The organism is Streptomyces diastatochromogenes (assembly GCF_002242805.1).
In the GTDB taxonomy this organism is placed as follows: domain Bacteria; phylum Actinomycetota; class Actinomycetes; order Streptomycetales; family Streptomycetaceae; genus Streptomyces; species Streptomyces diastatochromogenes.
Genome location: NZ_MCGQ01000010.1, coordinates 282,315 through 304,341 on the forward strand (window position 1 = coordinate 282,315; position 22,027 = coordinate 304,341).

16 protein-coding genes are annotated in these 22,027 nt (G+C 70.1%); 5 read left to right on the forward strand and 11 right to left on the reverse strand.

The annotated features are described in order from the left end of the window. Window positions 1-137: 137 nt before the first annotated feature. Window positions 138-1,685 (forward strand): MFS transporter, encoded by a 1,548-nt coding sequence (locus BEK98_RS12035; protein WP_094216442.1) that lies wholly within the window; start codon window positions 138-140, stop codon window positions 1,683-1,685. Window positions 1,686-1,886: 201 nt separating this feature from the next. On the opposite strand, the gene BEK98_RS12040 is transcribed toward BEK98_RS12035, so the two are convergent. From BEK98_RS12040 to BEK98_RS12050, 3 genes are all read right to left on the reverse strand, one after another. Then, window positions 1,887-2,792 carry an ADP-ribosylglycohydrolase family protein gene (locus tag BEK98_RS12040; protein WP_094216443.1) on the reverse strand — a complete coding sequence of 302 codons (906 nt, stop codon included), beginning with the start codon at window positions 2,790-2,792 and terminating at the stop codon, window positions 1,887-1,889. Between the two features lie 12 nt (window positions 2,793-2,804). Then, window positions 2,805-3,464, reverse strand: coding sequence for a histidine phosphatase family protein (locus BEK98_RS12045; protein ID WP_094216444.1), 660 nt, complete (start codon window positions 3,462-3,464; stop codon window positions 2,805-2,807). Between the two features lie 182 nt (window positions 3,465-3,646). Then, complete coding sequence (locus tag BEK98_RS12050) at window positions 3,647-4,252, reverse strand: YdbC family protein (protein WP_094216445.1); 606 nt, start codon at window positions 4,250-4,252, stop codon at window positions 3,647-3,649. Between the two features lie 114 nt (window positions 4,253-4,366). On the opposite strand from BEK98_RS12050, the gene BEK98_RS12055 reads away from it, so the two are divergent. Further along, window positions 4,367-4,939 carry a TerD family protein gene (locus BEK98_RS12055; RefSeq protein WP_094216446.1) on the forward strand — a complete coding sequence of 191 codons (573 nt, stop codon included), beginning with the start codon at window positions 4,367-4,369 and terminating at the stop codon, window positions 4,937-4,939. A gap of 3 nt (window positions 4,940-4,942) precedes the next feature. On the opposite strand, the gene BEK98_RS12060 is transcribed toward BEK98_RS12055, so the two are convergent. From BEK98_RS12060 to nrdR, 3 genes are all read right to left on the reverse strand, one after another. Then, the gene (locus BEK98_RS12060; RefSeq protein ID WP_094216447.1) at window positions 4,943-5,731 is read right to left on the reverse strand and encodes a DUF2785 domain-containing protein; all 789 of its coding nucleotides are present in this window, start codon (window positions 5,729-5,731) and stop codon (window positions 4,943-4,945) included. A 146-nt stretch (window positions 5,732-5,877) separates the two neighbouring features. Beyond that, entirely contained in the window at window positions 5,878-8,772 is a 2,895-nt protein-coding gene (locus BEK98_RS12065) for a vitamin B12-dependent ribonucleotide reductase (protein ID WP_094216448.1), read from the reverse strand. Window positions 8,773-8,935: 163 nt separating this feature from the next. After that, entirely contained in the window at window positions 8,936-9,487 is a 552-nt protein-coding gene (gene nrdR / locus BEK98_RS12070) for a transcriptional regulator NrdR (RefSeq protein WP_094216532.1), read from the reverse strand. Window positions 9,488-10,051: 564 nt separating this feature from the next. Here nrdR and lexA point away from each other — a divergent pair. Beyond that, on the forward strand, window positions 10,052-10,831 hold the full coding sequence (lexA, locus tag BEK98_RS12075) for a transcriptional repressor LexA (RefSeq protein WP_094216449.1): 780 nt from the start codon (window positions 10,052-10,054) through the stop codon (window positions 10,829-10,831). Between the two features lie 140 nt (window positions 10,832-10,971). On the opposite strand, the gene BEK98_RS12080 is transcribed toward lexA, so the two are convergent. The 4 genes from BEK98_RS12080 to BEK98_RS12095 all read right to left on the reverse strand — a co-directional run bounded on the left by BEK98_RS12080 (window position 10,972) and on the right by BEK98_RS12095 (window position 17,602). Beyond that, the gene (locus tag BEK98_RS12080; protein ID WP_094216450.1) at window positions 10,972-12,945 is read right to left on the reverse strand and encodes an ATP-dependent DNA helicase; all 1,974 of its coding nucleotides are present in this window, start codon (window positions 12,943-12,945) and stop codon (window positions 10,972-10,974) included. A gap of 199 nt (window positions 12,946-13,144) precedes the next feature. Beyond that, window positions 13,145-13,837, reverse strand: coding sequence for a GNAT family N-acetyltransferase (locus tag BEK98_RS12085; RefSeq protein ID WP_094216451.1), 693 nt, complete (start codon window positions 13,835-13,837; stop codon window positions 13,145-13,147). A 69-nt stretch (window positions 13,838-13,906) separates the two neighbouring features. After that, the gene (locus BEK98_RS12090; protein WP_094216452.1) at window positions 13,907-15,853 is read right to left on the reverse strand and encodes an IucA/IucC family protein; all 1,947 of its coding nucleotides are present in this window, start codon (window positions 15,851-15,853) and stop codon (window positions 13,907-13,909) included. A 276-nt stretch (window positions 15,854-16,129) separates the two neighbouring features. Further along, on the reverse strand, window positions 16,130-17,602 hold the full coding sequence (locus tag BEK98_RS12095; RefSeq protein ID WP_208643084.1) for a diaminobutyrate--2-oxoglutarate transaminase family protein: 1,473 nt from the start codon (window positions 17,600-17,602) through the stop codon (window positions 16,130-16,132). Window positions 17,603-17,892: 290 nt separating this feature from the next. On the opposite strand from BEK98_RS12095, the gene BEK98_RS12100 reads away from it, so the two are divergent. Next, window positions 17,893-19,125 (forward strand): trypsin-like serine peptidase, encoded by a 1,233-nt coding sequence (locus tag BEK98_RS12100; RefSeq protein WP_094216454.1) that lies wholly within the window; start codon window positions 17,893-17,895, stop codon window positions 19,123-19,125. Between the two features lie 135 nt (window positions 19,126-19,260). Then, a complete protein-coding gene (locus BEK98_RS12105) occupies window positions 19,261-20,460 on the forward strand; it encodes a trypsin-like serine peptidase (RefSeq protein WP_094216455.1) in 1,200 nt (399 codons plus the stop codon). A gap of 64 nt (window positions 20,461-20,524) precedes the next feature. On the opposite strand, the gene hflX is transcribed toward BEK98_RS12105, so the two are convergent. After that, window positions 20,525-22,015: a GTPase HflX gene (gene hflX, locus BEK98_RS12110; protein WP_094216456.1), complete on the reverse strand. Its 1,491-nt coding sequence runs from the start codon at window positions 22,013-22,015 to the stop codon at window positions 20,525-20,527. Window positions 22,016-22,027: the final 12 nt, after the last annotated feature.

Genomic DNA, 22,027 nt, shown 5'->3' on the forward strand with positions numbered 1-22,027 from the left:
TGCGTCGCGTCGCAGCAAGGGGGACGCGATACGCGACACAGGATTAAGTGAACGCTTGCGTTCACTGTTGGGGACTCACTACCGTTGACGCGACAGTGAACGCGAGCGTTCACTAACACCTTTGTGGGGGACCCATAGTGACAACCTCTCAGCTCATCCAGGAACAGAAACCAGGCGCGGCCCGCCGGGAGGGGCATCCCGGCATAGCGCTCACCGTCATCGCGGCCTGCCAACTCATGGTGGTGCTCGACGCGACGATTGTGAACATCGCACTCCCGCACATTCAAGACGCGCTCAAGTTCAGCACCACGGACCTCACTTGGGTGGTCAGTGCCTACACGCTCACCTTCGGCGGTCTGCTGCTCCTCGGCGCGCGGGCCGGTGACATCCTCGGCCGGCGCCGGGTGTTCATGACCGGCATCCTGCTGTTCACCTTCGCCTCGCTGCTGGGTGGCCTGGCCCAGGAACCCTGGCAGCTGCTGGCCGCACGCGCCCTTCAGGGTGTGGGAGGCGCCATCGCATCGCCCACGTCGCTCGCGTTGATCACCACCACTTTCCCCGAAGGCCCCGAGCGCAACCGGGCGTTCGGCGTGTTCGCCGCGGTGTCGGCGGGCGGCGGTGCCATCGGTCTGCTCGCGGGCGGCATGCTGACCGACTGGCTCGACTGGCGGTGGGTGCTCTTCGTCAACGTGCCCATCGGCGTGCTGATCGCCGCACTCGCGCCGCTGTACATCAACGAGTCCCAGCGCCACCCCGGGCGGTTCGACATCGCGGGTGCGCTGACCTCGACAGCGGGCATGGCCTCGCTGGTGTACGGGTTCATCCGCGCCTCGGAGGACGGCTGGCGGGACGGGCTCACCCTCGGCTCGTTCGCCGCGGCGGTGGTGCTGCTGCTGGCCTTCGTCTTCACCGAGCTTCGGGCGAAGGAACCGATCACCCCGCTCAAGATGTTCCGCGACCGCAACCGCTCGGGCACCTACGTGGTCATGCTGAGCCTGGCAGCGGCGATGTTCGGCATGTTCTTCTACATCGTGCTGTTCGTCCAGAACGTGCTCGGCTACAGCCCGATCAAGGCCGGTCTGGCCTTCCTCCCCGTGACAGTCGCCATCGCGGTCGGCGCGGGTCTGTCGCAGCGGTTCCTGCCCACGCTCGGCCCCAAGCCGTTCATGATGACCGGCTCGGCGCTCGTGGCGATCGGGCTGTTCTGGCAGACCTTCATCAACCCTGACAGCTCCTACGTCGGCGGGGTCCTGGGCCCGATGCTGGTCTTCGGCTTCGGCATGGGCCTGAACTTCGTGACGGTCACCGTCACGGCGGTCTCCGGTGTCGCCCAGCACGAGGCGGGTGCGGCCTCCGGGCTGCTCAACGCCACGCAACAGGTCGGCGGCTCGCTGGGCCTGTCCATCCTGACCACCGTCTTCGGCTCGGCGAGCACGGACGAGGCGAAGAAGCAGCTGCCGAAGTTCCTCGCGCAGGGCACGCCTGAACAGAAGGCGCAATTCGCCAAGACTCACCAGCTGCCGGCGCCCTGGGGAAGCGAGGTGCTCGCCCACGGCATCTCGATCGCCTTCATCCCGGCCGTGGCGATGGCCGGACTCGCGTTCCTCACCGCCTGGATGGCGATCAAGGTCCGCAAGAGCGACCTCGAAGCCCTCGCCGGAACGGCGGGCCCGGGAATCGGCTGACCCCAGCGCAACGGCGACCGGCACTGCCCACACCCCCCTGAACTCCTCGTCTGCCGCCTGCCCCGGCCGAGCCCTCGTTCGGCTCGGGCCGGCGGCGGATACCGGGAAAACGGGTGGCAGTCACGCAGAGTTCCCGGTGCGCACGGAGAGTCGCAGGGAGGCGCAGAGAGACGCAGAGAGACGCAGAGAGACGAACGGTTCTCAGAGACCGGAGGGCACCCAGTCCGGCAGCGCCTCGACCCGCTCCACCCACTCCGTGGGCGGCGCCCCCGCCTTCCCGGACGCAAGGACGCCGCCCACGATCGCGCAGGTCGTGTCCACATCCCCGCCCACCTGGGCGGTCGTCCAGAACGCCGTCTCGAAGTCGGCGAGGGACCGCGCCGCGGACCAGAGCGCGAAGGGGACGGTGTCATGGGCGCTCGTACGGCGTCCGCACCCCAGGACGGCCGCGACCGTGCCCGCGTCGCCGTAGTCGAGCATGTCCCGGGCGCGGCGCAGTCCGGCGCCGACGGCGCTCTTGGGCACGAGGGCGATGACGCCGTCGAGGAGCGCCTCCGGGCTGGGCGGGCCGTCCGGCGAGGCGGCCAGCGAGGCGGCCGCGGCGACGGCCATCGCACCCACCACGGCCTCACGGTGCTGGTGCGTGGGGTACGCCGAGATCTCCGCCTGGTGGGTCGCCTGCTCCGGATCGTCCGCGTACCAGGCACCCAGGGGCGCGATACGCATCGCGGCGCCGTTGCCCCAGGAGCCCTGTCCGCTGAAGAGTCCTGCGGCCAGCTCACGCCAGTCCTCGCCCTCCCGGACGAGGCGGAGCAGCCGGTTGACGGCAGGGCCGTAGCCCCGGTCGAAGTCGTGGTGCTCGGCGAAGGAGCGGGCCAGCGCGTCCTGGTCGAGACGCTGGTGGGCAGCCATGACGGCCACCACGGAGCAGGCCATCTCCGTGTCGTCCGTCCACTGCCAGGGGCCCGCGGGCAGCTCGCGGCGCTTGAGCAGGGGGTAGTTCACCGGGACGAAGAACTGAGAGCCCAGCGCGTCCCCCACCGCCAGTCCCCGCAGGCTGGCCAGGGCGCGCTCCAGGCGCCGGAGAGAAGAGGAGTCAGCGGTCATCGCTCTGCCACTCTATCCGCTGACCCAGTGCGGAACCGGATCCCGCCAGCGCTCGAAGGGCCGGTTGAGTGTGTACTTGTCATCATCCCCGAGAACGAGCATCCGCATCTCGGCGTTCCCGGGGTTCGACAGCGACTCGAATTCCGCGACCGTCCAGTGGAACCAGCGCATGCAGAACAGCCGCATCGCGAGTCCGTGCGTCACCAGGAGCACGTTCGGCGGATGGTCGGGGGCCTCGAAGCTGCGGAACAGGCTCTCCAGGAAGCCGCCGACCCGGTCGTACACGTCGGCGCCGGACTCCCCCTGCGGGAAGCGGAAGAAGAAGTGGCCGTACGCGTCCCGGTACGCCTTCTGCAGGCGCACGTCGTCGCGGTCCTGCCAGTTGCCCCAGTCCTGCTCGCGCAGCCTGGGTTCCTCCCGCACCCGTATGAGGTCGGGGTCCAGGTGGAAGGCGCGCAGAGTCTCGTGGGTGCGGCGGTACGGGGAGACGTACACGCTCACGCGTTCTCGGCCGAAGAGCTCCCGGAGCGTCTTGCCGGTCTCCTCGGCCTGCCGCCAGCCGCGTTCGGTCAGCGCGAGAGCGTGGTCGGGCTCCCGCTCGTACACGGAGTCATCAACATTGCCCGTTGACTCGCCGTGCCGGACAAGGACGATGCGCCGTGGTCGTGCCATGCCAAAACCCTAGATCGTGCGAGGGGCGGTCGAGCACTCGTACGGGCCCCATACGGCGTAGGTCACACGAATCTCGCGTATGGAACCGCTCCCGGGCACACAATTCAAGCATTTGATTTTCAAACCTACCTTGGCGACGTACCGCCCGATCTTGGAGGCACCCGCCTTGAAGGACGCCCGCCTCAGACCGTCCAGGACGGCTCCAGCTCCACGATGTCACCGGAGAGAGCGGCGATGTCCGCCTCCGTCTGGGCGCGCAGGGCGAGGCGCTCCACCCGCTCGGTGCGGTACTTGCCGTGCTCGGCCGCCGACCGCCACATGGACAGGACCAGGAACTCGTTCTCAGGCGCCTCGGCGAACATGCCCCGGATCATGCCGGGCGAGCCGGCCATCGCGGGGTTCCAGACCTTCTCCTGCATGAGGGTGAAGTGTTCGACGCGCTCCTCGTGCACCCGGCAGAGGGCCACCCGGATCAGGTCCGAGTCGGTGAACCGGGGCTCGAAGCCGGTCTTCACGTCGAAGCGGTACTCGAACAGCTTGACCTGGGCGTCCTTGAACGAGCCGGACTGGGCGGCCGCCAGACGGTCGTGGGAACGGGCCATGAAGGAGTCGTAGAAGGCACGGCTCTCCCAGAAGGCGAAGATGTGCGCCACTCCGGGCCGCTGCCGGCTCCAGCCTCCACCCTGTCCCCGAAAACCCGGCTCCCCCAGAAGCCCCGCCCATTTCCGCTGCCCCCGCTCGAAGCCGCGGCGGTCCACCACGGTGCAGCGAATCCACTTGACCAGCACCGCGCCATCGTAAGGCCACCGGGCGTGGCGTCGGTCACGCTCCGGCGGAGATCGGCCGCGCATGCGCCCCCGCGCGCGTGGCACGATGAACAAGGAGCCCCGACTTCAGGCAAGTTGGGGAAGAGGGATCTTCAGGGGGGAAGGGGAAGCCCGGTGACCGGCTTCAGCAAGGGAAACCGCAAGATCGAGGTCGCCCTCAAGTGGGACCCGAGTCCGGCGGGTCAGCCGCCCACCGACCTCGACATCGTCGCCGCGACCTTCGTGTCCGGTGACCCGTACGGAACTCCGGCCTATCTGGTGCACTTCGACAGCCGCTCGCCGGACGGCACGATCTTCCTCAACCGGGACAGCACGGACGGCAGGGGGTTCGGCTGGGACGAGGTCATGATGCTCGAACTGGACCGGCTCGACAGCCGGTACGCGCGCGTGGTGGTCGGTGCCGTCATCCAACAGCAGCCCGGCCGCAGGACGTTCGTCGACGTACTCAATCCGGCCATGCGCGTGCGCGAGGGCTACACCGTGCTCGCCGAGGACGACTTCGGCTCGGTCCTCGGCGCCACGGCGGCCACGATCGCCGAGTTCGTGCGGGACGCGTCCGGCGACTGGACCTTCCGCGCCGGTGTCCACGGCTTCGACGAGGATCCGGCGACCTTCACCCGGGTCATGGGCAGGGCGAACCGGCCCTGACGTTCAGGCCGTGTAGGGGGCCACGATCGCGAGCGTCCGGGCCAGTTCCTCCAGGACGGCCTCGCGGTGGGTGAGCGAGCGCGGCGGCTCGTCCGTGTTGCGCCTGCTCAGCCCCCGGTCGGCCAGGACGTAGAGCATCCGCAGCGTGCGCATGGCGTTGGAGGCCCAGGCGGGCACCGGGCCGGGTTCGCCGGTCCGGAAGGCCGCCGCGACCGGGGCCAGCCAGCGCACCGAGTCGGCCTCGCAGAGGGCGGGGTGGCCGAGGATCTGCGCGAGCGCGTAGGCGAGGCGGTCGTCCTCCTGCGCGTCGAAGAGGTGATCCGTGGGCGACAGCAACCGGGCCGTGGCCAACTCGGCGAGCGGCTCGGGGCGCTGGCCGGGGTGCCGGGCCAGCACCGCCAGGAGATCCGCTCCGTGGGCGACGGCGTGTACCCAGCCCAGGTCTGGGTCATGGCCGCGCAGATCCGTTTCCGCGGGGTACCAGTCCGCGAAGGCGTCCCACCACTGCGGCCGCCAGTCGCCGGCCTCCACGATCCGGGCGAGGACGAGCGGCGCGAAGCTGCGGGCCTGCACGGCCGGGTCCTTCAGATGAACGGTCATACGGTCGCCGAGCCGGCCGCGCTCCCCGGGGCGGAGTGCGGGTATCCAGCGGACAGCCGCGAGGTAGGCGCCGTCGTCGCGCACCACGGGATCGGGTGAACGAAGGTCCTCGGCCAAGGTGTCGAGGGCCATGGCCCGGTCCTCCTCCGGGAGGGCGCGGATGTCGGCGTCGTACGGCTGTTTCGTGTTCATGAGCGGAGGCTACGGCGTCCGCACGACCCGTGTACCGACTCCGCGGACGCCCGAAGGAAGCGGTCGCCCCCGGAAGCGCGTCGCCCCGGAAAGGTAAGGGGCGCCGACCCATGGCCGGCGCCCCTTACCTCAGCAACCCTGTGTCATCAGCTGCAGCCGCTGGTCGAGCCGCAGCCCTCGCAGATGTAGCAGGAGCCGGCCCGCTGCATCTTCGTACCGCAGGAGAAGCACAGCGGAGCGTCGGCCTGGATGCCCAGCTGCATCTCCACCAGCTCGGCGCTGGTGTGCGCCTGCTTCGGGGCGGGCTTGACCACCTCGGCCTCGGCCCTCGGGGCGGCGACGGCCTTCAGCTCCTGGGCGCGCGGCGCCGACTGGGCCAGGCCCTCGACGTCGACCTCGTCCTCGGTCGGCTCGTAGGAGCCGGTCTCCAGGTGACGCTGGCGCTCCTCGGCGGAGTGGATGCCGAGCGCGGAGCGCGTCTCGAAGGGCAGGAAGTCCAGCGCCAGGCGGCGGAAGATGTAGTCGACGATCGACTGAGCCATCCGCACGTCCGGGTCGTCCGTCATACCGGCCGGCTCGAAGCGCATGTTCGTGAACTTCGAGACGTACGTCTCCAGCGGAACGCCGTACTGGAGGCCGACGGAGACCGCGATGGAGAAGGCGTCCATCATGCCCGCGAGAGTCGAGCCCTGCTTGGACATCTTCAGGAAGACCTCACCGAGACCGTCGTCCGGGTAGGAGTTGGCGGTCATGTAGCCCTCGGCGCCGCCGACCGTGAAGGACGTGGTGATCCCCGGGCGACCCTTGGGGAGGCGCTTGCGGACCGGGCGGTACTCGACCACCTTCTCGACCGCGGTACGGATCGTCTCCTCGGCCTTCGCGGTGACCTCGGCCTTCTCGTCCTCCTTCTTCTTGGCGGAGAGCGGCTGGCCAACCTTGCAGTTGTCGCGGTAGATCGCGAGCGCCTTGACGCCGAGCTTCCAGGCCTCGTAGTAGATCTCCTCGACCTCCTCGACGGTCGCCGTCTCCGGCATGTTGACCGTCTTGGAGATGGCGCCGGAGATCCAGGGCTGGATCGCGGCCATCATGCGGACGTGGCCCATCGGGGAGATGGCGCGCTCGCCCATGGCGCAGTCGAAGACCTCGTAGTGCTCGTGCTTGAGGCCGGGGGCGTCGATCACGTTGCCGTGCTCGCCGATGTGGGCGACGATCGCCTCGATCTGCTCCTCCTGGTAACCCAGGCGGCGCAGGGCCTGCGGGACGGTGCCGTTGACGATCTGCATCGAGCCGCCGCCGACCAGCTTCTTGAACTTCACCAGCGCGAGGTCGGGCTCGACACCGGTGGTGTCGCAGGACATCGCGAGGCCGATGGTGCCGGTCGGGGCGAGGACGGACGCCTGGGAGTTACGGAAACCGTTCTGCTCACCGAGGCGCTGGACGTCCTGCCAGGCCTCCGTGGCGGCGGCCCACACCGGGGTGTCCAGGTCGTCCATGCGGACGGCCGTGCCGTTGGCGTCGGCGTGCTGCTTCATGACGCGCTTGTGGGCGTCGGCGTTGCGGGCGTAGCCGTCGTACGGACCCACGACCGCGGCCAGCTCGGCGGAGCGGCGGTAGGCCGTACCCGTCATCAGGGAGGTGATGGCGCCGGCCAGGGCGCGGCCGCCGTTGGAGTCGTACGCGTGGCCGGTCGCCATCAGCAGGGCGCCGAGGTTGGCGTAGCCGATGCCGAGCTGGCGGAACGCGCGCGTGTTCTCGCCGATCTTCTGGGTCGGGAAGTCCGCGAAGCAGATCGAGATGTCCATCGCGGTGATGACCAGCTCGACGACCTTCTGGAAGCGCTCGGCGTCGAAGGACTGGCTGCCCTTGCCGTCGTCCTTCAGGAACTTCATCAGGTTCAGCGAGGCGAGGTTGCAGGACGTGTTGTCCAGGTGCATGTACTCGCTGCAGGGGTTCGAGCCGTTGATACGGCCGGACTCCGGGCACGTGTGCCAGTGGTTGATGGTGTCGTCGTACTGGATGCCCGGGTCGGCGCAGGCCCAGGCGGCCTCGGCCATCTTGCGGAACAGAGACTTGGCGTCGACCTCCTCGATGACCTCGCCGGTCATGCGCGCACGCAGGCCGAACTTGCCGCCCTGCTCGACCGCCTTCATGAACTCGTCGTTCACGCGGACCGAGTTGTTGGCGTTCTGGTACTGGACGGAGGTGATGTCGTCGCCACCGAGGTCCATGTCGAAGCCCGCGTCACGCAGGGCGCGGATCTTCTCCTCTTCCTTGACCTTGGTCTCGATGAAGTCCTCGACGTCGGGGTGGTCGACGTCCAGGATGACCATCTTGGCGGCCCGGCGGGTGGCGCCACCGGACTTGATGGTTCCGGCGGAGGCGTCGGCGCCGCGCATGAAGGAGACCGGGCCGGAGGCGTTGCCGCCGGAGGACAGCAGCTCCTTGGAGGAGCGGATGCGGGAGAGGTTCAGGCCGGCACCGGAGCCGCCCTTGAAGATCATGCCCTCTTCCTTGTACCAGTCGAGGATCGACTCCATGGAGTCGTCGACGGACAGGATGAAGCAGGCGGAGACCTGCTGGGGCTGCGGGGTGCCCACGTTGAACCAGACGGGGCTGTTGAAGCTGAAGATCTGGTGCAGGAGGGCGTACGCCAGCTCGTGCTCGAAGATCTCGGCGTCGGCGGGCGAGGCGAAGTACTTGTAGTCCTCGCCGGCCTTCCGGTACGTCTTCACGATGCGGTCGATCAGCTGCTTGAGGCTGACCTCGCGCTGCGGGGTGCCGACGGCACCCCGGAAGTACTTGCTGGTGACGATGTTGACCGCGTTCACCGACCAGAAGTCGGGGAACTCGACGCCACGCTGCTCGAAGTTGACCGAGCCGTCGCGCCAGTTGGTCATGACGACGTCACGGCGCGCCCACTCCACCTCGTCGTACGGGTGCACGCCGGGGGTGGTGTGGATGCGCTCGATACGCAGCCCCTTGCTGGCCTTGGTGCCCTTGGCTCGGGAACCTCGTGCCGGACCGCTCGCCGTCTCTGTCATGCCGCCTCCCTCTACGGGCTAAAACGCCCTGAAGTGCCACGATGTTCCCGTGGCACGGTGTTCTGTCTTGTGTTGCGGGCACCCTCAGCTCCGCCCGCAACAGGTCTTCGGTCGCCGCCTCCCGGCCGGAACCCGGGCCTCCGTCCGGTTCCCGGCCTGCCGGTCAGTCGGCGGCGTGGGCGGGCACGGGGACCTGAGTGGTCCCTCCGGGCCCGCGATCGTCTTCCTGGCTCCCCGCTCCCGCGTCTTCGTCGTCCGCGGCGGGGCCTCGCGTCGCCTCCCTCAGCTCCGCAATGGCGGCCTCGAAGTCCTCGAGCGAGTCGAACGCCCGGTAGACGGAGGCGAATCGCAGATAGGCGACGAGGTCGAGCTCCTGCAACGGGCCGAGTATGGCCAGACCCACGTCGTGGGTGGTCAGCTCGGCGCTTCCGGTGGCCCGCACCGCCTCCTCGACCCGCTGACCCAGCTGGGCGAGTGCGTCCTCGGTGACAGGCCTCCCCTGGCATGCCTTGCGCACGCCGTTGATGACCTTGATACGGCTGAATGGCTCGGTGACTCCGGACCGCTTGACCACCATGAGCGAGCACGTCTCCACGGTCGTGAAACGACGGGAGCAGTCAGGGCACTGGCGGCGCCTGCGGATCGACGTGCCGTCGTCGGTCGTACGACTGTCGACCACACGGCTGTCGGGGTGCCTGCAGAAGGGGCAGTGCATGATCTCCAACCCTCCTCACAGCAGACTAAACAGCCCCCAGAGGCCTCAGGGGCCTCTCGAAGCAGCCCCAAGCATAGGCGATCGCGGAGCCCTCTCAGACCCGGGGGACCACAACTTGTGGGCTGCTGTAGCAATCCAACCACTAGATGTGGGGATTGGCTGATACATCGACAGCTCGCGCGTGTCGCACGCGTACACGTCTGTACGGCGGAGTCACCCCGCCACCTGTGAAAACACGCGCGCACGGACGTGCCGCCGGGACACTTACGGAGATAGCGTGGGCGCCGCACGGAGGACGCGTAGGACTCCGGCGCAGATGGGACCCGGATCCCGGTTGACGGGGCTCCGGGTGGCAGACTGGGGAAGCAACCCACGAGGTGATCCACCCCGGCGGTGAAGCGTACAACAATGGGCGCTTTTGTCTGCCAGAGGTCGCGTTGGCCATACACCCGGACACATGATCGCGTCAGGCGAATCGCACTTTTTCACTCGAACGTGTGTTTGGCGCAACCTTTCGAAAGCAACTACCGTTGTCCAGCAGGGAGACCATCGAGAGGGGCCGACGTGACCACCACCGCAGACAGTGCCACCATCACTGCCCAGGACCGCTCCCAGGGCCGAGTCGAGCCGGTACATGCGATGAACGAAGCCACGAATCCTGAGGGACACAAGCGCTCCCTGCCGGGCCGACCTCCAGGCATCCGGGCGGACAGCTCCGGACTCACCGACCGGCAGCGCCGGGTGATCGAGGTCATCAGGGACTCCGTGCAGCGGCGCGGTTACCCGCCGTCGATGCGCGAGATCGGCCAGGCCGTCGGGCTCTCCAGCACGTCCTCGGTCGCGCACCAGCTGATGGCGCTGGAGCGCAAGGGCTTCCTGCGCCGTGACCCGCACCGCCCGCGCGCGTACGAGGTGCGCGGCTCCGACCAGGCCGTGACCGTGCAGCCCACGGACACCGCGGGCAAGCCCGCCGCGTCGTACGTCCCGCTGGTCGGCCGTATCGCCGCCGGTGGCCCGATCCTCGCGGAGGAGTCGGTCGAGGACGTGTTCCCCCTCCCCCGGCAGCTCGTCGGTGACGGCGAACTGTTCGTCCTCAAGGTCGTCGGCGACTCCATGATCGAGGCGGCGATCTGTGACGGCGACTGGGTCACCGTCCGCCGCCAGCCGGTCGCCGAGAACGGCGACATCGTGGCGGCCATGCTCGAGGGCGAAGCCACCGTCAAGCGCTTCAAGCGCGAGGACGGCCACGTCTGGCTCCTCCCGCACAACTCGGCCTACGAGCCGATCCCTGGCGACGACGCGACCATCCTCGGCAAGGTCGTCGCCGTGCTGCGGCGCGTGTGACGGCTGCGGCGGGCGGGCCGGGCGGGCCCGCTCCCTGACCGGGCCCCGGAACCCCTGCGCCGGTTCCGGGGCCCTGTGCGTTCGGCCCAGAGCCGCCGTCCAGCCCACCTGGGCCTGGCTGCCCAGGTGGGAGACCTCTCTCAGGCTTCCGTCTGCTTCGCGGCCGCGTCGATCGCCGCGAGTGACTTGCGGACCTGATTACGGTCCGTGGTGGACCAGAAGTCGGGCAGTGACGCCTTGAGGTAGCCGCCGTACCGCGCGGTGGCCAGCCGCTGGTCGAGCACGGCGACCACACCACGGTCCCCGGAGGCCCGTACGAGACGGCCGGCCCCCTGGGCCATGAGCAGGGCCGCATGCGTCGCGGCCACCGCCATGAAGCCGTTGCCACCCGCGTCCTCCACCGCCTTCTGGCGGGCGCTCATCAGCGGGTCGTCGGGGCGCGGGAACGGGATCTTGTCCATGACGACCAGCTGACAGCTGGGGCCCGGGACATCGACGCCCTGCCACAGCGACAGCGTGCCGAAAAGACAGGTCTTGGGATCCGCTGCGAAGTTCTTGATCAGCTCACCGAGGGTCTCCTCGCCCTGGAGCAGGATCGGGAACTCGGGGATCCGGGAGCGCAGCTCCTCGGCGGCGAGCTGGGCGGCCCGCATCGACGAGAACAGTCCAAGGGTGCGTCCGCCGGCCGCCTTGATCAGCTCGGTCAGTTCGTCGAGCATGTCGGTGCGCTCGCCGTCCCGTGCGGGGCGGGCGAGGTGCTTGGCGACGTAGAGGATGCCCTGCTTCGGGTAGTCGAAGGGCGAGCCGACGTCGATGCCCTTCCAGGCCGGGAGATCCTCGCCGTCCACGCCCTCGGGCCCCAGCCCCAGGGAGGCGCCGACGCCGTTGAAGTCGCCACCCAGCTTGAGGGTCGCCGAGGCGAGGACGACACTGCGGTCCGCGAAGAGCTTCTCCCGGAGCAGCCCGGAGACCGACATGGGGGCGACACACAGGGAGGCGCCGAAGCGGTCGTGGCGCTCGTACCAGACGACGTCCCACTCGGAGCCGTTCAGGACCCGCTCCGCCACGTCGTGCACCGTCTCCACCGACGCCAGCGCCTGCTTGCGGACCGCGTCCTCGTCCTGGACGGACTTGTCGCGGGTCGCGCCGATCGCGGAGATGACCGTACGGGCCGCGTCCCGCAGCGCCATCAGGGCATAGCCGAGGTCTTCCGGGGTCTCCTCCAGACGGCCCGGCAGGGCCAGCTCCATGACCCGCTCGAAGCCCTCGGCGGCGGTCTGGAGCTGGTCGGCGGCCTTCTCGTTGACGAGCTTGGCGGCTCGGCGCACGGCACGGTTGACCTGGCCGGGCGTGAGCTCGCCGGTGGCGACGCCGGTGACACGGGAGACCAGTTCGTGCGCCTCGTCCACGATCAGCACCTCGTGCTGCGGCAGAACCGGAGCACCCTCGATGGCGTCGATGGCCAGAAGCGCGTGGTTCGTGACGACGACCTCGGCGAGCTTGGCACGCTCGCGGGCCATCTCCGCGAAGCACTCGGCCCCGTAGGCGCACTTCGACGCGCCGAGGCACTCCCGTGAAGACACCGACACCTGGGCCCAGGCACGGTCGGAGACGCCCGGCGTGAGGTCGTCCCGGTCGCCGGTCTCGGTCTCGTCGGCCCAGTCCCGCAGGCGCAGCAGGTCCTGGCCCAGCTTGCTGGTGGGCGCGGCGGCCTCGAACTGGTCGAAGAGCCCGTCCTCCTCGTCCTGCGGCACGCCCTCGTGCAGGCGGTGCAGGCAGAGGTAGTTCGACCTGCCCTTGAGCATGGCGAACTCCGGGCGACGGCGCAGCAGCGGGTGCAGGGCGTCGACGGTGCGGGGCAGGTCGCGTTCCACGAGCTGGCGCTGCAGCGCGAGTGTGGCCGTGGCGACGACCACACGCTCCCCGTGCGCGAGCGCGGGCACGAGATAGCCCAGCGACTTTCCGGTGCCGGTGCCGGCCTGGACCAGCAGATGGGATCCGTCGTCGATCGCCTCGGCGACCGCTTCGGCCATGGTCACCTGGCCGGGGCGCTCCGTACCGCCGACGGCTGCGACAGCGGCATGCAGGAGTTCGGGGAGTGAGGGCTTCGTCATAGCCCGACCACCCTACGGCCCGGCACTGACAAACGGACGGTCAAGGCTGGTGCGAGGGGTGGGATCACTGCCGGGACTCCTGGGACGGGATGGGACGGGGACGGGACGGGGACGGGACGGGCTCCGAAATTCGTTCCGGCGAGCGGGAACGTCCGCAGCCCGCCGGACGTACAACATGTGAACGCGTCGTCACATCGCGTTACATGAGACCGCGCAGGACTCGGTCCCGGATCATGAGGGCGGCCCGCTTGCCGGGCAGGTCGACCTCGGCCGCGTACCGAAAGCCGGCGCTCAGGAAGGCGGCCACGGAGGGGGTGTTGCGAAGATCGGGCTCCGCGATGACACGAGCGCAGGCGGGGCGGCGGTCGAGGACCAGATCGGCTACGGCTCTGAGGAGGGCGGATCCCAGTCCGCGCCCTCGGTCGGCGGCGCTGCCGATGAGGAGGTGGAGCCCGGTGTCGTGCGGACGGGCCGGGTAGTGGCGGGCCAGTGGATCCAGGTCCGCCCGGTAGATCTCCCAGTAGCTCATGGGCGTGCCGTCCAGCACTCCCAGACACGGCGTGCTGCGTCCGTCCCCGTCGAGTTGGGCGCGCAGATGGCTCTCCGTCTCGTTGTGGGGCCCGGCCAGCTCCCAGAACGGGGCGACGACGGGGTCGTTCATCCAGCGCTGGATGAGCGGCAGGTCGTGCTCGACGCGTACCGGCACCAGCTGGAACCTGCCCACGGGGGTGGGGATCGGCCCCCAGGTGGAGACATGGTCGAGCAGGTCGTCCAGGGCCTCGGCGAGGCGCGCCCCCGCGAACTGGGCGACGAACTCTTCGGGCAGGCGCAGGTCCAGCGTGTCCTCGCCGTCCCCGAAGGGGGTGCCGGTGCTCGCGTCGGTGGGAAGCACGGTTGCGCTCCTCTCAGGAGACGAAGGGAGTCATGGTCCTCGGAGATGACGGAAGACAGTGCGGTTCGTTCAGGAGTGAAGGGGGTTGGCGATGGTGACGTAGACGGACTGGGTGTCGACCGGGCCGACGAGTTCGTCGAGGCCGTGCAGCCTGGTCAGCAGGTTGGCCTTGCAGCGCAGGACGGGTGAGTCGAGCAGGAGGCCGGGCAGCGTGGAGCGCGGGGCGACGGGGCCCGAGGCGACGTCGGTGAGGAAGCGGCGGAACGCCGCGAGGAGCAGTCGCTCGTCGGCGAGGCGCTGGGAGCCGAGCGCGCCGATCAGACCGAGCACGTTGTTGATGGCGAGGTAGTACGCGAAGCGTTCGTCGGTGACCTCGTCGGAGACGAACGTGTCGCTGCACTCGCCGATGCCGGGCAGCCGGGCATCGAGGTCGGCTCGCCGGGACTCGCGGAAGTAGTAGCCCTGGTTGTCGCGGTAGCGGCCGCCGGCGGGCCAGCCGTGGCGGTCGAGCAGGAGGAGCGTGTTCTGCTGGTGGGCCTCCAGGGCGATGCCGGCCTCGCTGTCCAGCCACAGCACGGGCCGGACGACCTGCTCGAGGTAGCGCAGGAACCACTCCGCGGCGACGGCTCCGACGGGCCGGCCGGTGCGTGCGGACAGCCGTGCGACGAGCTGGGCCAGGCGGGACCGTTGGGGCCAGGCGCCGTGCGTCGGCGAGGCGTCGGTGCCGGGTTCGGCGAGGGGCCGGGGCGAGACGAGACCGGCGACGCAACCGACGTCGTCGGCCGGGGCGAACGGGTTGTGCCTGATCACGACGTCGAGTCCGGGCACGGGGCGGCCGTCCGGGTCGTCGACGGCGAGCCAGGCCGGGTCACGGACGATGTCGAAGCCGGGGTGCACGGCCTGCCACTGCTTGGACAGGCCACTGCGCAGCAGCCGGTGCACCTCGACTCCGCGGTGGAGTTCCTTGCGCAGGTTCTCACGACGGGAGTTGGTGATGCGCAGGCCCAGCGACAGCTTGAGCATCGCGGGGGCGCCGGACCGGTGGACGGTGCGTACGGAGGAGGTGGGGTGCCAGGGCGAGCCGAGCGGACCGAGGTCGCGCAGGGCGCCGGAGTCGAGCAGGGCAGCGACCGGCTCACGGTGCCGGATCTCCCGTGCCTGCCAGGGGTGCAGGGGGAGGGCGGAGTAGCCGTCGGGCAGGGGCAGGGCGGTCCCGGCGAGTCGTTCCGCGAGGTGGTCGGCGGGGACGGGTCGGCCGCGCTCGGTCCAGGCCGAGTCGGTCGCGAGCAGAGAGGGGGCGACAGCCATCCAGTGCAGGGGGAAGGAGCCGCGCAGTTCCGGTGAGTACAGCCGGGCTTCGGCCTCGGTCAGGCCCTCCCGGCTCTTCGGGGTCGGGTGCAGGGGGTGTCCGAGGAGAAGGGCCTGCTCGGCGCTGAGGAACAGGTCGGGGCCGTCCGCCGGGCGTGCGCGGCGGTCGCGGACGAAGACCGCGGTGCGGCGCAGCGAGTCGGCCACCCTGGCGACCAGGTCGGCGCCCCCGTCGGCAGCCGTGGGCTTCGAGGTGCTGTTGCCCTCCATGTCCCCGGGTGTCTCCCTGGCGAGCAGGGCCGCGAGGGTGACCGCGTCGACGGGTGGGGCCGTTTCGGGGGCGCCGGCGAGACGGGGTGGTCCGAAGCGGTGCCAGCCCGTCGGGGACCAGTGGCGGATCGCTGCCGTCAGGGCGGTGCCGCTGGCGGGCAGCGGGATGCGCAGGGTGTTGGTGGCGGGGGCGGCGAGGTTCGTCTCCCGTACCCAGCAGCGCAGGAGGCTCTCCACGGCGGCGGCCTGGGCTGCGGTGCGGGGGTCGGGATCGTCCAGCGGATCGGCGCCGGGCTCTCCTGCCCGCGTGGCGTCCGGGGTGCGCCGCTTCTGCGGGGGAACCGACTCGGCGAGTGGCACGGGAGAGGGCTGGGCGCCGGAGTCCCCCTGGTCGTCGGGGCTGCCGGACCAGCCGTCGGGTGTGGGGGTGGCGTTCAAGACGGCTCCTCGGGGCTGATCTGGGGTGGTGCGGGGTGGTTCTTGTTCGGTCGGGTCCGCTCGGTCGTCGTGCCGTGGTCGGTGGGGGCGTCCTGGTGGCGCTGACGGGGCCGTGCGGGGCGGGGCGTGCGGGCGTGGTCGGGGTGTCTGTCGGGTGGTGAGGGGGATGACGGTGCGGGACGGGACGGGCTGGACGGAGGTGCGGTGGTGAGGGGGTGTGGTGCAGGCCGTGGTGGGCTCTCCGGCTTCGGCGGTGTGGCCTCCGCTGTGCGGTTTCTAGCCGGTGCCCTGGGCCGGGCCGTCCTGCTGTCGCTGACGGCGGCCGCGGTCCTGCTGATGGCGGGCCGCCGCGGCGACGGCGTCGGTCAGGCGGTCCAGCACGGCTGCCGCCTGTTCGTCGCTGATGGTCAGCGGCGGAAGGAGCCGTACGACACTGTCGTGGCGGCCGCCCAGCTCCACGATGAGGCCGCGGTGGAGGCACTCCCGCTGGACGGCCTGGGCGAGTTCGGGGTCGGCGGGGCGAGGCGTGCGGGTGGGTTCCAGCCCGCTCAGTGCCCTGCGGTGGTCGCCGGCGGAGGGGCTGCGGCCCGGCCCGGTCCCATCGCCCTCGGGGTCCACCAGCTCGACCCCGATCATCAGGCCGCGGCCGCGGACGTCGCCCACGCAGGGGAATTCCGACTGGAGTTGCCGCAGTTGGGACAGCATCCGGGTGCCGAGGGCGGCGGCTCGCTCGGCGAGGCCGTTCTTCCGGACGTGGGCCAGGGTGGCGGTGCCCGCGGCCATGGCGAGCTGGTTGCCGCGGAAGGTGCCCGCGTGGGCGCCGGGTTGCCAGACGTCGAGGTCGTCGCGGTAGACGACCACGGCCAGCGGGAGGCTGCCGCCGATGGCCTTGGACAGCACCATGACGTCGGGCGTGACACCGCTGTGCCCGACGCCCCAGAAGGCGCCGGTCCGGCCGACACCGGTCTGGATCTCGTCGGCGATCAGCGGGACGGACCGGTCGGCCGTGATCTGCCGGATGCGGCGCAGCCAGTCGTCCGGTGCCGGGATCACCCCGCCCTCGCCCTGGACGGGTTCGAGGATCATCCCGGCGGGCAGGGGCACGCCCGACTTGGGGTCGTCGAGGAGGGACTCGGTCCAGCGGGCGGCGAGTTCGGCGCCGGGCGGGCCGCCGACACCGAACGGACAGCGGTAGTCCTGCGGGTACGGCAGGCGGGCGACCCGTACGTCGCCGGCGCCGCCGGAGGCGGCCAGGGCGCCGGACGTCATGCCGTGGTAGGCGCCGGTGAAGGCGAGCATGCCGGTGCGCCCGGTCGCGGCCCGGACCAGTTTGAAGGCGGCCTCGACCGCGTCGGTGCCGGCCGGTCCGCAGAACTGGACGCGGGCGCGGTCGGCGAGCCCGGGCGGCAGGGTGCGGAACAGCTCGGTGATGAAGGCGTCCTTGACGGGGGTCGCCAGGTCGAGGACGGAGAGCGGGGCGCCGGATTCGAGGACGCGGCGGATGGCTTCCAGCACGACCGGGTGGTTGTGACCGAGGGCGAGGGTTCCGGCGCCGGAGAGGCAGTCCAGGTAGCGGCGGCCGTCGGCGCCCTCGATGGTCAGCCCCCGGGCCCGCACGGGCACGATGGGCAGGGCCCGTGCGTAGGTGCGCGCCGCGGATTCACGCGCCGACTGGCGCCTGAGGATCCCCTCGTGCACGGCACGCGCTCCCCCGTGAGCGCCTTCAGCCACCGACTCGGTCACGGCCACGGCTCGCTGTCCTCCCCGCTGTCCAGAGGCGAGTTGATCCACGGGGACCGGGCACAGGCAGCAGGATCCCCACCGCTACCAACAGCTCACCGGCCTGCGGGTTACGGGTTGCCTCAAGATCCTTGCCGTGACGGAACTGTTGCGCTTCCGTCGGAAGTCCCCCACAGCGAGCGCATAGTGTGTGGTCCCGTTCCCAGAGGGCCGTGAGACCGGCGTGAACTCCCCATGAGTTCCTGGCCGGTGTCGGGGCCGAAGCGCCGAGTTCCTTTACAGCAGGGGGAGTCAAGAGCATGCGATCCATACGGCCGTCGTTCACCGTTCGCCGAGGGAGGGGCGCGTCCCGCAGAACCTCCCCCGTGCTGGCGACGGTCGCCCTCGCTTCGGCGCTGGCGCTGACCGCCACCGCCTGCAACGGCGACGGTGACGACCACGCCGACGGCAAGCCGACCGTCAGTGCGACGGCGAACGGGGCCGGCGACGGAAAGATCCAGATCCCGGACGACATCAAGGACAAGCTCAAGAAGCACGGGATCGACATCGACAAGTGGAAGAACGGCGCCTGGAAGAACTGGAACAGGGACGACTGGCTGCGCGAGGCCAACGACTTCATCAACCCGATCATCAAGGGCCTGTGGGACCCGGACCGGATGCGGGACGCCAACGACCCGGACAAGGGTGTCGACGACAACGACATCTCCGGTGACCAGGGCGTGACGGACCCGACGCCGGCGCCGGTGAAGGCACAGGCGGTCAGGCCGCCGTACCACACCAACGCGGCCACGTCGGGCAAGGTGTTCTTCGACTCCCCCGAGGGCACCATGGTCTGCTCGGCGACGGTCGTCGAGGACCCGGCGCACCCGGGCAAGTCCAACCTCATCTGGACGGCGGGCCACTGCGTGCACGCCGGCAAGAACGGCGGCTGGTACCGCAACATCGCCTTCGTGCCGTCGTACAACAACGCGGGCAAGTCGGCCGACCAGCTGCAGAACGCCACCCGGGAGCAGGTCGCGCCGTACGGCGTCTGGTGGGCCGATGCGGCGAAGACGTCCCAGCAGTGGATCGACCAGGGCGGCGAGACCGGCGGCAACGGTGCCTCCTACGACTTCTCCGTGATCCATGTGACGCCGGAGCAGGGCAATGCCGGCAAGTCACTGGAGGAGACGGTCGGCGGCGCGCTTCCGGTGAACTTCAACGCCCCGGCCGTGCCGAAGGTCAACAGCATCACGGCGACCGGCTACCCGGCAGCGGCTCCGTACGACGGTCAGCTGGCGTACCAGTGCCAGGACAAGCCGGGCCGGCTGTCGATCAACAAGTCGGACCCGACGATGTACCGCATCGGCTGCACGATGACCGGTGGCTCCTCCGGCGGCGGCTGGGTGGAGACGGGCGCGGACGGCAAGCCGGCGCTGGTGTCCAACACGTCCATCGGCCCGGTGACTTCGGGCTGGCTGGCGGGTCCCCGGCTGGGTGAGGTGGCCAAGGGCGTGTACGACTCGGTCAGCAAGAAGTTCGCGGGGCAGTAGGCCCGCGGGCACAGCCCGGGCATGGGCGGCGGCGAGGCCTCTCACAGGAACCTTCACCGTCTCGCCGCCGTCCGTCCCCAGTCCCACGGGCATAGTGGGATGTCATCACATGCTTCAACGGGGGGTTACGCACTCATGCGTTCCGCACGAAGGTCCTCGGTGGGCCGTCGCCGTACCGTTCTCGCCGCGACCGGCCTCGTCGCCGTCCTGGCGCTCACCGCCACAGCCTGCAACGGCTCCGACGACGGCAAGGCGAGCGGCCAGGCCGGCGCCGGCGCTTCCCAGGCCGCCGACGACGGCGGCAAGATCCACATCCCGGACGACATCGCCGACAAGCTCAAGGAGCACGGCATCGATGTCGACAAGTGGCAGAACGGCGGCTGGAAGGACTGGGACAAGGACAAGTGGCTCAGTGAGGCCAAGGACTTCGTCAACCCGGTGATCCAGGGTCTGTGGAAGCCGGAGCGGATGAAGTCCGCCAAGGAGGCCAACAAGACGCTGTCCACCAAGGACGCCGCCGCCGACCAGGGCGTCAGCGATCCGGAGCCGCAGCCGGTGCGGGCCGTGGCAGAGAAGACGCCGTACCACCGGAACGCGGCCCCCGTGGGCAAGGTCTTCTTCGACTCGCCCGAGGGTGCGATGGTCTGCTCCGGCACGGTGATCAAGGACGTCAACCACCCGGGCAAGTCCAACCTGGTGTGGACGGCGGGCCACTGTGTGCACGCCGGCAAGAACGGCGGCTGGTACCGCAACATCGCCTTCGTGCCGTCGTACAACGACCTCGGCAAGCCGGAGTCGGAGCTGGCGAACGCGACGACCTCGGAGGTCGCCCCGTACGGCACCTGGTGGGCGAACTGGGCCTCGACCTCGAACGAGTGGATCCAGGGCGGCTCGGAGACGGGCGGTGCGGGGGCGGCGTACGACTACGCGGTGCTGCATGTGAAGCCCGAGTCCGGGGCGAAGTCGCTGGAGGAGACGGTCGGGGCGGCCCTCGACGTCGACTTCTCGGCGCCGTCCGCGACCGAGGTGGCGACCATGGGCGCCTGGGGCTACCCGGCGGCGCCGCCGTTCAACGGGCTGAAGATGTTCAAGTGCCTCGACCGGCCCGGCCGGCTGTCGCTCAGCTCGTCGCTGCCGACGATGTACCGGATCGGCTGCACGATGACCGGCGGCTCCTCCGGCGGCGGCTGGTTCCGCGTGGTGAACGGCAAGACGGAGCTGGTCTCGAACACGTCGATCGGCCCGACGAACAACACCTGGCTGGCCGGCCCGCAGCTGGGCCAGGAGGCGCAGGCGCTCTACCAGAACATGAGCAAGACGTACGGCGGTCGGTGACCCGCGGCAAACCGAAGGCCCGCCCCTCGCGAAAGGGGCGGGCCTTCGGGCTGTTCCAGGCGGCTCAGGCGAGCTGCGCCGGGACGTACGGAGCGAGGTCCGCGGCGAGTTCCTCGTGCACCCGGACCTTGAGCAGGGTGCCCTCCGCGGTGTGCTCCTCGGAGATCACCTCGCCCTCGGTGTGGGCGCGGGCGACGAGCTTGCCGTGCGTGTACGGCACGAGCGCCTCGACCTCGACGGACGGCCGCGGCAGATCGGTGTCGATCAGGGTGAGCAGTTCCTCGATGCCCTGGCCGGTGCGGGCCGAGACCGCGATGGAGCGCTTCTCGTTCCGCAGCAGCCGCTGGAGCACCAGCGGGTCGGCCGCGTCGGCCTTGTTGATCACGACGATCTCGGGCACGTCGGTGGCGCCGACGTCCCGGATCACCTCGCGCACGGCGGCGAGCTGCTCCTCCGGCACCGGGTGCGAGCCGTCGACCACGTGCAGGATCAGGTCGGAGTCTCCGACCTCCTCCATGGTGGAGCGGAACGCCTCGACCAGGTGGTGCGGCAGGTGCCGGACGAAGCCCACGGTGTCGGCCAGGGTGTACAGGCGGCCGCTCGGGGTCTCGGCGCGGCGGACGGTCGGGTCCAGGGTCGCGAACAGGGCGTTCTCGACCAGGACGCCCGCGCCCGTGAGGCGGTTGAGCAGGGAGGACTTGCCGGCGTTGGTGTAGCCCGCGATGGCGACGGACGGCACCTTGTGGCGCCGGCGTTCCTGGCGCTTGATCTCGCGGCCGGTCTTCATCTCCGCGATCTCCCGGCGCATCTTCGCCATCTTCTCGCGGATCCGTCGCCGGTCCGTCTCGATCTTGGTCTCACCGGGGCCACGGGTGGCGAGGCCACCGCGACCGCCACCCATCTGGCGCGACAGCGACTGACCCCAGCCTCGGAGCCTCGGCAGCATGTACTGCATCTGCGCGAGTGCGACCTGCGCCTTGCCCTCTCGGGACTTGGCGTGCTGGGCGAAGATGTCCAGGATCAGGGCCGTACGGTCGATCACCTTGACCTTGACGACGTCCTCCAGCTGGATCAGCTGGCCCGGGCTCAGCTCACCGTCGCAGATGACGGTGTCAGCGCCCGTTTCGAGGACGATGTCGCGCAGCTCCAGCGCCTTGCCGGAGCCGATGTAGGTGGCCGCGTCGGGCTTGTCGCGGCGCTGGATCACGCCGTCGAGCACGAGCGCGCCCGCGGTCTCGGCGAGGGCGGCCAGCTCCGCGAGGGAGTTGTCCGCGTCCTGCGCGGTGCCCGTGGTCCACACCCCGACGAGCACGACCCGCTCCAGGCGGAGCTGTCGGTACTCGACCTCGGTGACGTCCTCCAGCTCGGTGGAGAGGCCCGCCACGCGACGCAGGGCCGCGCGCTCGGTGCGGTCGAACTGGTCGCCGTCCCGCTCGCCGTCGATCTCGTGGCTCCAGGCGACGTCCTCTTCCATCAGGGCATCGGCCCGAAGACCTTCGGGATAGTCGTGCGCGAGGCGCTTGGTGTCCTGGGAAGGGGAAGAAGAGGAGGTCATTGGATCCTTACG

Bases quoted from the DNA above. Each gene is read 5' to 3' on its own strand.
- nrdR (WP_094216532.1), bottom strand. From the start codon at position 9,487: ATGCACTGCCCCTTCTGCAGGCACCCCGACAGCCGTGTGGTCGACAGT.
- hflX (WP_094216456.1), bottom strand. From the start codon at position 22,015: ATGACCTCCTCTTCTTCCCCTTCCCAGGACACCAAGCGCCTCGCGCAC.
- BEK98_RS12080 (WP_094216450.1), bottom strand. From the start codon at position 12,945: ATGACGAAGCCCTCACTCCCCGAACTCCTGCATGCCGCTGTCGCAGCC.
- BEK98_RS12105 (WP_094216455.1), top strand. From the start codon at position 19,261: ATGCGTTCCGCACGAAGGTCCTCGGTGGGCCGTCGCCGTACCGTTCTC.
- BEK98_RS12065 (WP_094216448.1), bottom strand. From the start codon at position 8,772: ATGACAGAGACGGCGAGCGGTCCGGCACGAGGTTCCCGAGCCAAGGGC.
- BEK98_RS12060 (WP_094216447.1), bottom strand. From the start codon at position 5,731: ATGAACACGAAACAGCCGTACGACGCCGACATCCGCGCCCTCCCGGAG.
- BEK98_RS12040 (WP_094216443.1), bottom strand. From the start codon at position 2,792: ATGACCGCTGACTCCTCTTCTCTCCGGCGCCTGGAGCGCGCCCTGGCC.
- BEK98_RS12100 (WP_094216454.1), top strand. From the start codon at position 17,893: ATGCGATCCATACGGCCGTCGTTCACCGTTCGCCGAGGGAGGGGCGCG.
- BEK98_RS12045 (WP_094216444.1), bottom strand. From the start codon at position 3,464: ATGGCACGACCACGGCGCATCGTCCTTGTCCGGCACGGCGAGTCAACG.